8 protein-coding genes are annotated in these 9457 nt (G+C 70.8%); 2 read left to right on the top strand and 6 right to left on the bottom strand.

All coding sequences use genetic code 11. The annotated features are described in order from the left end of the window. Nucleotides 1-38 precede the first annotated feature (38 nt). From G408_RS0107945 to G408_RS0107955, 3 genes are read right to left on the bottom strand one after another with little or no spacing between them, the layout of a single operon-like run. On the bottom strand, nt 39-596 hold the full coding sequence (locus G408_RS0107945) for a YceI family protein (protein WP_051282783.1): 558 nt from the start codon (nt 594-596) through the stop codon (nt 39-41). A gap of 60 nt (nt 597-656) precedes the next feature. Further along, nucleotides 657-1214, bottom strand: coding sequence for a cytochrome b (locus tag G408_RS0107950; protein WP_028770665.1), 558 nt, complete (start codon nt 1212-1214; stop codon nt 657-659). Next, entirely contained in the window at nt 1192-1884 is a 693-nt protein-coding gene (locus G408_RS0107955; protein WP_051282788.1) for a YceI family protein, read from the bottom strand. Before G408_RS0107955 ends, G408_RS0107950 begins: the two co-directional genes overlap by 23 nt. Nucleotides 1885-2024: 140 nt before the next feature. On the opposite strand from G408_RS0107955, the gene G408_RS0107960 reads away from it, so the two are divergent. After that, nucleotides 2025-5615 carry a hybrid sensor histidine kinase/response regulator gene (locus G408_RS0107960; RefSeq protein ID WP_028770667.1) on the top strand — a complete coding sequence of 1197 codons (3591 nt, stop codon included), beginning with the start codon at nt 2025-2027 and terminating at the stop codon, nt 5613-5615. Nucleotides 5616-5660: 45 nt separating this feature from the next. Here the strand turns inward: G408_RS0107960 and hemE are convergent, their stop codons facing one another. The 3 genes from hemE to G408_RS0107975 are packed head-to-tail and all read right to left on the bottom strand — an operon-like array spanning nt 5661 to nt 8025. Beyond that, the gene (gene hemE, locus G408_RS0107965; RefSeq protein ID WP_028770668.1) at nt 5661-6734 is read right to left on the bottom strand and encodes a uroporphyrinogen decarboxylase; all 1074 of its coding nucleotides are present in this window, start codon (nt 6732-6734) and stop codon (nt 5661-5663) included. After that, the gene (locus G408_RS0107970) at nt 6731-6985 is read right to left on the bottom strand and encodes a WGR domain-containing protein (RefSeq protein WP_028770669.1); all 255 of its coding nucleotides are present in this window, start codon (nt 6983-6985) and stop codon (nt 6731-6733) included. The genes hemE and G408_RS0107970 overlap by 4 nt, the downstream gene beginning before the upstream one ends. Before the next feature lie 44 nt (nt 6986-7029). Then, nucleotides 7030-8025 carry an integron integrase gene (locus G408_RS0107975; RefSeq protein WP_425423347.1) on the bottom strand — a complete coding sequence of 332 codons (996 nt, stop codon included), beginning with the start codon at nt 8023-8025 and terminating at the stop codon, nt 7030-7032. 272 nt (nt 8026-8297) lie between these two features. Here G408_RS0107975 and G408_RS15090 point away from each other — a divergent pair, with 272 nt between their 5' ends. Further along, a complete protein-coding gene (locus tag G408_RS15090) occupies nt 8298-8930 on the top strand; it encodes an HNH endonuclease (protein WP_084628135.1) in 633 nt (210 codons plus the stop codon). Nucleotides 8931-9457 lie beyond the last annotated feature (527 nt).

A 9457-nucleotide genomic window follows, 5' to 3' on the forward strand; every position in this document is an offset into this window, starting at 1 on the left:
CACGCTCGCCGCCCGCGGGGCTGGGCGGCGGATGGCCTTCAGGGCGCGGGCTTCGCCAGCACCAGCCGGGTCGAGACCGCCACCGCGTCGGGCAGGCTCCGGGTGTCTTTCCAGTCCGGCCCGGCGCCCACGCCGAAGGCGAGGCGCGGCACGCTGGCCGTGCCTTCCAGCACCGGCGCCGCTCCTGCCTCCCAGCGGAAGGTGAGCGGTACTGCGGCGCTCACCCCGCGCAGCGTGAGGGTGCCCTCGGCGACGAAGCGGCCATCGGGCAGGGCGCGGAAGCGGCGGGCCTCGTAGCGCGCCTCGGCGAGGCGGGCCACGGCGAAGAACTCCGGGCCATGCAGCACTTCGTCGCGCTCCTCGTTGCCGGTATCGGCCGAGGCGAGGTCGATCACCACGTCGAAGCGGCTGTTGGCGAGATCGGCCGGATCGAAGGCGATGCGCGCCTCGAAGCGATCGAAGCGGCCGCGGATGGGTTCGCCCTCGTAGCTCGTCTCGAAGCCGAGGCGAGAGCCTGCGGCGGGCACGAGCACGGGCGGCGCGGCAAGGGCGATGCAGGGGACGAAGGCGAGGAGGACGGCGGTGATGGTGCGCATGGCAGAAGCGGAGTGCGAGAGATGAAGAGTGAAGAGGGCGTCGGCGGAGGGTCGGGGTGCTCAGCCCGCGGGCCTGATCCACGGCGCCATGCGCCGCAGCACCGCGTCCTTGAGCTGGTAGTGGTGGTAGAAGGCAGCCCCGGCATGCGCCAGCAGCAGCAGGAGCAGGGCGATGACGCCGTACTCATGCACTTCCTTCGAGAGCGCCTTCAAGCCGGCGTCCACCTGCCCGGGGCTGGCCAGCACGGTGAGGCCGAACCAGCGGGTGGGGAAGTTCGAGGCCCAGTTGTAGACCCAGCCGCTGGCCGGGATCAGCAGCAGCAGCAGGTACAGGCCGAGATGGCCGAGGCGGGCGGCCCAGACCTGCCAGCCGGGCATGCCCTCCGGCAGCCGTGGCGCGGGCTGGGCGAGCCGCCAGCCCAGCCGCAGCAGGGTGAGCGCGAGCACGGTAAGCCCGATGCTCTTGTGCAGGTTGTACACATCGATCTTGGTGCGCCCCGGCGGCAGGTCCACCATCACATAGCCCACCGCCACGAGGCCGAGCACGGCCAGCGCGGTGATCCAGTGCAGGGCGATGGAGACGCTGCCCCAGCGCTCAGGGGAATTGCGGATCGGCATCGTCGGGCTCCGTGGCAGGGGCTTCGGTCTCGGATGGCGCATCGGCCTCGCCGGGCGAGGCGCTGCCGCGTGTGCGCAGGGCTTCCACTTCGATCCGCACCCGCACCGCATGGCCGACGAGGCCAGGCGCGGCGTCGAGACCGAAGGCGCGGCGGTCGAGTTCGGCGGTGGCGGAGAAGCCGGCGGTGCGGCGCAGGGTGAGCGGATTGCGCTTCACCGCGTTCTGGCGCACCTCCAGCACCACCGGGGCGGTCCTGCCGCGCACGCTGAGCTCGCCATGCACGCGGGCGTGTTCGGCATCGATGGGCTCCACGCGGGTGGAACGGAAATGGATCTCGGGGTGGCGCCCGGCATCGAACCAGCGCCGGCCGAGCATGGCCTCGTTCCAGCCGGCATCGCCGAAATCGAGGCGGGAGAGCGGCAGCCGCACGTCCACTTCGGCGTCCTCCCAGCGGCCCGGCGCGTAGCGCAGCCGGCCCTCCGGCGCCGAGAGCGTGGCCAGGGCCTGCGAGAAGCCGGCATGCTCCACCTCGAACAGCACCCGGCTGTGCACCGGGTCGAGGCGCCATTCCGGCAGTGGCCGGGCGGCCAGGAGCGGGGCGGCCAGCAGGGCGAGCGCGAAGCCCAGCGCGGGCCGGAAGGGCGCAGGGCGCGGGCGGCGCCGGGGCATCGAAGCGGGGGCAGGGGCACGGTCCATCGCCGGAGATTCTAGGCAGGCCGGGCGTGATGGCCCGGCTTGCGCCCGCAATGCTGCGTTGCGAGCATGCATCGCCGCCTCCGAGGCCTCATCCGCACTGCAAGGAAGGACCCATGCCGCGCCCCCGGCCCGCCGCCCGCCAGCCCCGCCTCGCCCGAGGGCTTCTCGTGCTCGGCCTGTTCTTGGCAGCCGTGGCGGCTTTTGCCATGCCATTGCCGGAGACGCCGCAGTTCCGCCGCTTCGGCGTCGAACAGGGCCTGCCCTCCAGCCGCGTCAATGGCCTGGCGCAGGACCGCGCTGGCTACCTGTGGATTGCCACCGACGACGGCGTCGCCCGCTACGACGGGGTGGGCATGCGTATCTGGCGGTACGACCCCGGCATCGTCGATGGCATGCCAGGCAACCTCGTCAATGCCATCCACGTCGATGCCCGGGACGATGTCTGGATGGCCGTCTCCGACCGCGGCATCGCCCGCATCGGCCGCCAGCGCGAGGCCGTGCTGCCGCTGCGTGATCCGGCCCTGCCGCAGCTCGAGACCATCGATGTATGGAGCATTGCCGAAACCGGCGACGGCCGGCTGTGGTTCGCCAGCTTTGGCGAGGGCCTACTGCGGCGCGAGCCGGACGGTGCTCTGCACCTCGTCGGGGCCGTGCCCACCGGTGCGGCCGCCCGCCCGGTGCCGCGACTGATCTCGCTACTGGCCGATGCCGGCGAAGGCCTGTGGATCGGCACCGTCAGCGGCCTTGCCTACTGGAACGGCGAGACCCTCGAGGCAGTGGCGGCAGGTGAGCTCGACGAGGCGGCGATCATCGCCATGGACCGCGATCCCGACGGCAGCCTGTGGCTTTCCACCCGCTCCCACGGGCTGTGGCGGCGCAGCCCCGAGGGCCGTTTCGAACGCTCGCCCTGGAATGCCGGCATCGGCGGCGCGCGTCCCTTCGGAGTGAAAGCCGATGGCAGCGGCGGCCACTGGATCCACACCGCCCGCGGCCTGTTCCTGGCCGATGCCTCCGGCCTGCGCCGCCTGCCGGCGCCGGAGGGCAGCGAGGGCAATTTCCAGCAGATGCTGGTCGACCGCCAGGGCGGGCTGTGGTTCGGCGATGCCGACCACGGGCTTGCCTGGCTCTCGCCGGGCTGGCGCAGCTTCGCCTCGCTCTCGCGCAGCGGCGAGCCGCCGCTGCGGCTGTCGATGCGCCAGGCCCTGGCCTTCGCCGCCCTGCCCGATGGCGGCCTGCTGATCGGCGGCGAGGAGGGACTGCTCGACCGCCTGGACGCCGACCGGCGGCGGGTCACGCCGCGGCTGCTGCCGCCCTCGCAGTTCGGGGGCGAGCGCCTCACCGCCCTGCTCGCCCTGCCCGATGGCACGCTCTGGGTCGGGGCCTCGCGCCTGCTGCTGCGGCGCGATCCGGCCGGGCGCTGGACCCGCTGGGGCGCCGAGGGGCCGGATGCCGCCCCGGCCGCCGCCATCGATTTCCTGGTGCCGATGCCCGATGGCACGCTCTGGGTGGCGGCCTATGGCGCCGGTCTGCAGCAGCGTGCCGCCGATGGCCGGGTGCTGCGCCGGGTGCAGCCGGAGGACGGCCTCGGCCTCGAGACCCTGCACGTGGAGCACGCCCTCGCCGGCCCCGACGGCGCGCTCTGGGTGGCCAATGCCCAAGGAGTACTGCGCTGGGACGGCGCGCGCTTCGAACGCCTCGTCGATGCCGAAGGCGGCCCGGTGTTCGGCATCGCCTTCGAATCGCCCGAGGCCTTCTGGACCTACCGCACCGGCCTTCTGCAGCAGTGGCGCCGTGATGGCGGGCGCTGGAAGGAGGCCAGCCGCGCCGATGCCGCCAACGAGGGCATGCCCGCCGTCGATGCCGGCGGCCTGGTGCGCGATGCCCATGGCCGGCTGTGGATCTTCAGCCTGCGCGGCCTGGTGCGCTTCGACCCTGCCACCCGCGGCCTGCGCCTGTTCGGCCCGGCCGATGGCCTGCGCGAGCGCGAGTTCGGCCTGCGCCCGCCCCTGGTGCTGCCCGATGGCCGGGTGGTGGCCGGCACCGCCAATGGCGCCGTGCTCTTCGATCCCCTCACGGTGGCCGCCGATGGCCGGGTGCCGCCGCTGGTGATCGACACCCTGAGCGTGCGCCGGGCCGAAGACGTGGTGGCCCTCGACCCCGATGCCCCGGTGCGGCTGGAGGCCAGCGACCGCGACCTCAGGATCGTGGCGCGGCTGATGTCCTTCGCCGATCCGGGCGCGCACCGTTTCCGCTTCCGCCTGCACGGCTACGACCCGGACTGGGTCGAGGTGGGAGCGGCGGGCGAGCGCCAGCTGCCGCGCCAGCTGCCGGGGCGCTACCGCCTCGAGGTGCGCGCCGCCGGAGCCGATGGCCGCTGGGGCGAGACCCGGCTGATCGAGTACGAGGTGCTGCCGCCCTGGTGGCTGAGCCCACGGGCGCTGGTGGCCTATGCCGTGCTGCTGCTCGGCCTGGCCGCGGGCGGCGTGCTGCTGGTGCGCCACCGCCTGCGCCTGCGCGCCCGCGAGCGCCAGGAGCGCGAGGCCCGGCGCCTCGCCCTCGAGGCCTCGGAGGCCAAGAGCCGGTTCCTGGCCGATCTCGGCCACGAACTGCGCACCCCGCTCACCGGCGTGCTCGGCATGACCGAGCTGATGCTCCGCGAGCCCCTGCCGGAGGTGCAGCGGCAGCGCGCCGAGACCGTGCTGCGCGCCGGCCAGCACCTCCTGCGGCTGGTGAACGACACCCTCGACCTCGCCCGCATCGAGGCCGGCCGCCTGCTCCTGCAGGACGAGCCCTTCGACCTGCCGGCCCTGGTGGCCGACGTGGCGCAGTGGCTGCGCCCCAGCGCCGAGGCCAAGGGCCTGCGCTTTGACGTGCAGCTCGCCCCCGGCCTGCCGCCCTGGCTGCGCGGCGATGCCGCCCGGGTGCGGCAGATCCTGCTCAACCTCGGCGGCAATGCCATCAAGTTCACCGAGCAGGGCTTCGTTGCCCTGCGCGTGGCGCCGCTCGCCGGGGGCGGCATCGAGGTGGAGGTGGAAGACAGCGGCATCGGCCTCGATGCCGAGGCGCAGCAGCGCCTGTTCCAGCGCTTCGAGCAGGCCGGCGGTGCGGCCACCCAGCGGCGCTACGGCGGCACCGGTCTCGGCCTTGCCATCAGCCGCCAGCTCGCTCGTGCCATGGGGGGCGAACTGCTGCTGCACAGCCGCAAGGGCCAGGGCAGCCGCTTCACCGTGCGCCTGCCCCTGCCCGATGCCGCGCCGGCGGGCGGCGGGGGCGCGGCATCGACCGCGCCGCCCGCCGGCATGGCCCCCGGCACTGCGGCCCCGAGCGCTCCCGCCCGCGCCCTCGACATCCTGCTGGTGGAGGACGACCCGGTGGTGGCCGAGGTGATGACCGGCCTCCTGCAGTCGCTGGGCCATCGCGTGCACCACGCGCCGCAGGCCCTGGCCGCCATGACCCTGCTCAAGACCCAGAGGCTCGACCTCGGCCTGCTCGATCTCGACCTGCCGGCGGTAGACGGCTTCGAACTGGCGCGGCTGATCCGCCAGGGGGGCTGGAGCCTGCCGCTGGTGGCAGTGACCGCGCGCGCCGACCTGGCCTCCGAGCACCAGGCCCGGGCCGCGGGGATGGACGGCTACCTGCGCAAGCCGGTCACCGGCGCCATGCTGGCCGAGGCCCTGGCCGGCATCCAGCCGCGGCCGGGCTAGCGCAATGCACCCTCGGGCCCCGCGAAGGGCGGGGCCGCCCGGTCTTCAGCGCCCGCGGTGGGCGTGTACCGCTTCCACCAGGGCCGCCACGTGTTCCGGCGCCATGTCGGGCGACATGCCGTGGCCGAGATTGAACACATGGCCCTCGCGCGCGCCGCCGTTCGCCGCGGCGTAGTCGTCGAGGGCGCGCGCCGCCTCGCGGGCGATGACCGCCGGCGGGGCGTAGAGCGTGGCCGGATCGAGGTTGCCCTGCAGCGCCACCCGGCCGCCGGTGCGGCGGCGGGCCTCGCCGAGCGCGACCGTCCAGTCGATGCCCAGCGCCTCCGCGCCCGAGGCCGCGAGTTCCTCGAGATACGGGCCATTGCCCTTGCCGAACAGGATGAGCGGCGCCTTTGCCGCGCCTTCGCCGCGCGGCAGGCGCTGCGCGATCTCCACCAGATAGGGCAGGGAGAACTCGCGGTAGAGGTGCGGCGCCAGCACCCCGCCCCAGGTGTCGAAGACCTGCAGGGCCTGCGCCCCCGCGAGGCGCTGCGCGTCGAGATAGGCGATGACGGCATCGGTCACCCGGCGCAGCAGGGCGTGCAGGGTGGCCGGTGCCTCCAGCGCCATGGCCTTGATGCGGGCGAAGTTCTCCGAGCCGCCGCCCTCCACCATGTAGCAGGCCAGGGTCCAGGGGCTGCCGGAGAAGCCGATCAGCGGGACTTTGCCCGCCAGCTCGCGGCGGATCAGCCGCACCGCATCCATCACGTAGCGCAGCTCGGTCTCCATGTCCGGCGTGCCGAGCGCCTCCACATCGGCCATCGAGCGCACGGTGCGCTCGAAGCGCGGGCCCTCGCCCTCGGCGAAGTACAGGCCGAGGCCCATCGCATCCGGCACGGTGAGGATGTCGGAGAACAGGATGGCGGCATCCAGCGGGAAGCGGGCCAGCGGCTGCAGGGTCACCTCGCAGGCCAGCTCCGGGGTCTTCGCCATGGCAAGGAAGCTGCCGGCCCGGGCGCGGGTGGCGCGGTACTCCGGCAGATAGCGGCCGGCCTGGCGCATCAGCCACACCGGGGTATAGGGCACCGGCTCGCGGCGCAGGGCACGAAGGAAGGTGTCGTTTCCGGGCGGGGCGTTCATCGTGGCGCCTCCACGCCCTGCGCGAACATGATCTGGAAGCCGCGCCTCACCTGGGCGTCGCGGGCTGCCTCGAAGGCGGCCAGCGCCTGCTCGCGGGCGAGGAACTGCTCGCGCCGCACCGTGGCCTTGGCCCCGGTGGTGCCGCTCTCGCGTACCAGGAACCAGCCGCCGAACAGGTCCTGTTCCAGCGTGAGCTGCACGTATTTCGGGGCTTCGCCGCCGCTGGGGCGCTGTTGCAGGTAAAGACGCATAGGGCGCGCATTGTACGGGAGCCGCCGCCCGCGGCGCAGGCGCTTCAGCGGTCCAGCGGGCTTAGCACCGCGCCCGGGCCGCGGTTCAGCACATGGGTGTAGACCTGCGTGGTGCGCACATCGCGGTGGCCCAGCAGCTCCTGCACCGTGCGGATGTCGGCCCCGGCTTCCAGCAGGTGGGTGGCGAAACTGTGGCGCAGGGTGTGGCAGGTGGCCGGCTTGGCGATGCCGGCCTCGTGCCGGGCGCGCTTCACCGCCGCCTGCAGCACCTTCTCGTCGATGTGGTGGCGGCCCTCGATCCCGGTGCGCGGATCGGACGAGCGCCGCGAGGCCGGGAACACATATTGCCAGCCCCAGTCTTCGGCGGCATTCGGGTATTTGCGCGCCAGCGCATCCGGCAGCCATACCGCGCCGAAGCCGGCCTCGAGGTCGCGCTGGTGCACCACCCGGGCATCCTCCAGCTGCCGCTGCAGCGGCGCGGCGAGCCGCGCGGGCAGCATGGTGCGGCGGTCCTTGTTGCCCTTGCCGCAGCGCACCGTGATCTCGTGGCGCTCGAAATCGATGTCCTTCACCCGCAGCCGCACGCATTCCATCAGGCGCAGGCCACTGCCATAGAGCAGCGAGGCCATCAGCCACTCACGCCCCTCGAGCCGCCCGAGCAGGCGCGCCACCTCGCCGCGCGAGAGCACCACCGGCACCCGCTGGCTGCGCCGCGCCCGCACCACGCCTTCCAGCCACTCGGGCGCCACCCCGAGCAGCTCGCGGTAGAGGAACAGCAGCGCCGAGAGCGCCTGGGCCTGGGTGCTGGCCGATACCCTGCCCTCCACCGCCAGCCGGGTGAGGAAGGCGCCCAGCACCCGCCCGTCCAGTTCCCTGGGGTGGCGGCGCCCGTTCTCGGCGATATAGCGGCGAATCCACCCCAGATAGGCCTGCTCCGTTCGTAGGCTGTAGCGTTTTGCGCGCAACATGAGGCGAACGGCCTCGATGAGCTCCCGGGGCGATACCGCGTTCGCCGCCAGTTCGCGCGGGTCTTTTCGCACCCCCGTTCCACCGCCCCTATCCATAGCCCCGGTCTTTCCGCCTGCGAATGCGGCAAGCCTGGCCGCCCTGGCGTGGCGCGGGCAGCGGCGAAGTGGTTGATCCGGGGTAGGAATTTGCTGATTGACGGGTAGGTGTGAAGGCGGCAGGCTGCGGCTACACCCCCGTCCGGGGGAGACAAGTAGTTATGTTCTTCCGGGGTTGAAGCGTGAGAGGTAACGTCATCTCCTACATTGAGATGTGCCAGAAAGAGGGCACGAGCCTACAACGTGGCATGAATTTCCGTCTTAAAGGGCATCACTCGGTCATCCTCATGTCTGTTCGCCCCAACTCTCCATATCGCGACGAAGTGCAGGAAGACGGAGCAGTGCTCATCTACGAGGGGCATGATGAGCCGAAACGCAAAGGCGTGTCAGACCCAAAGTCTCTCGACCAACCAGAACGGACGCCTGGTGGCACTCTTACCGAGAACGGCAAATTCCATCAAGCTGCACAACAGTTCAAAGCAGGCAAAAAAGGCCCTGATATTGTTCAGGTGTACGAAAAGATCAAAGCCGGCATTTGGACAGATAACGGCTTCTTTCATCTTGTGGATTCTTGGATCGAAAACGATGGCATCAGGAATGTTTTCAAATTCAAACTTGTTGCCGTTGAAAACGTGTCTGACGAATCAGCATCGGAAGAATGCGCCAATCGCCTTGTTGAGCGAAGTCGCATTATTCCAACCAGCGTAAAGCTGGAGGTGTGGGCCCGCGATGGCGGCAAGTGTGTTACCTGTGGCGCAACCGATGAACTGCACTTCGATCATATCGTTCCCTTTTCGAAGGGTGGCACATCGCTGAAAGCCGAGAACATTCAGCTACTCTGTGCTCGCCACAATCTAAGCAAAAGCGCGAAGATCCAATGAGAAATGAACATAACAAATCGTTCCAGCGGACCGTCAAAAAGCTGCGCTTTTTGACGCCCGCTGAACTCCAACGTTAGACCAACAAGGAGAGTTCGATGCGCTTGAAGTTCTTGATTACGCTTGTCCTCGCCGTGGCTGCATCAGGCTGTGCATCGACTCCGGCTGGACCTGCCGCAACAATTCGCTTCGCCGAGCCTGCCGCACCGGGTGGTCTTCCGGGCAGCTTCCGCGAAGTGGACGGGAAGACTGTGCCGGGTGCTCCAGAGGTGCTTACCGTCACTCCAGGCAACCATCGAATTGGCTACGCCTGCCCCAACACCATACTCATGGATGGCCCGCTGGAGACTACAGGTGAGTTCGAGGCAGGGGCCACGTATCTGCTGCGCTGTGACCGCAGCGGAGGCGCCTCGTTTGAGCGCCAGTAGCCGTTGGCCTGGACCGACCAGAGTTCCGTAGACACTCATTCGCCGCTCTGCGCGTAGCGCCTTTCGAACTCTACCGGTGACATGCCGCCAGCGGAACCATGC

The organism is Silanimonas lenta DSM 16282 (assembly GCF_000429065.1).
GTDB lineage: Bacteria > Pseudomonadota > Gammaproteobacteria > Xanthomonadales > Xanthomonadaceae > Silanimonas > Silanimonas lenta.

What these genes read in the sequence shown, in the direction of transcription:
- G408_RS0107945 (WP_051282783.1), bottom strand. Translation starts at nt 596, where the DNA reads ATGCGCACCATCACCGCCGTCCTCCTCGCCTTCGTCCCCTGCATCGCC.
- G408_RS0107950 (WP_028770665.1), bottom strand. Translation starts at nt 1,214, where the DNA reads ATGCCGATCCGCAATTCCCCTGAGCGCTGGGGCAGCGTCTCCATCGCC.
- G408_RS0107955 (WP_051282788.1), bottom strand. Translation starts at nt 1,884, where the DNA reads ATGCCCCGGCGCCGCCCGCGCCCTGCGCCCTTCCGGCCCGCGCTGGGC.
- G408_RS0107960 (WP_028770667.1), top strand. Translation starts at nt 2,025, where the DNA reads ATGCCGCGCCCCCGGCCCGCCGCCCGCCAGCCCCGCCTCGCCCGAGGG.
- hemE (WP_028770668.1), bottom strand. Translation starts at nt 6,734, where the DNA reads ATGAACGCCCCGCCCGGAAACGACACCTTCCTTCGTGCCCTGCGCCGC.
- G408_RS0107970 (WP_028770669.1), bottom strand. Translation starts at nt 6,985, where the DNA reads ATGCGTCTTTACCTGCAACAGCGCCCCAGCGGCGGCGAAGCCCCGAAA.
- G408_RS15090 (WP_084628135.1), top strand. Translation starts at nt 8,298, where the DNA reads ATGAATTTCCGTCTTAAAGGGCATCACTCGGTCATCCTCATGTCTGTT.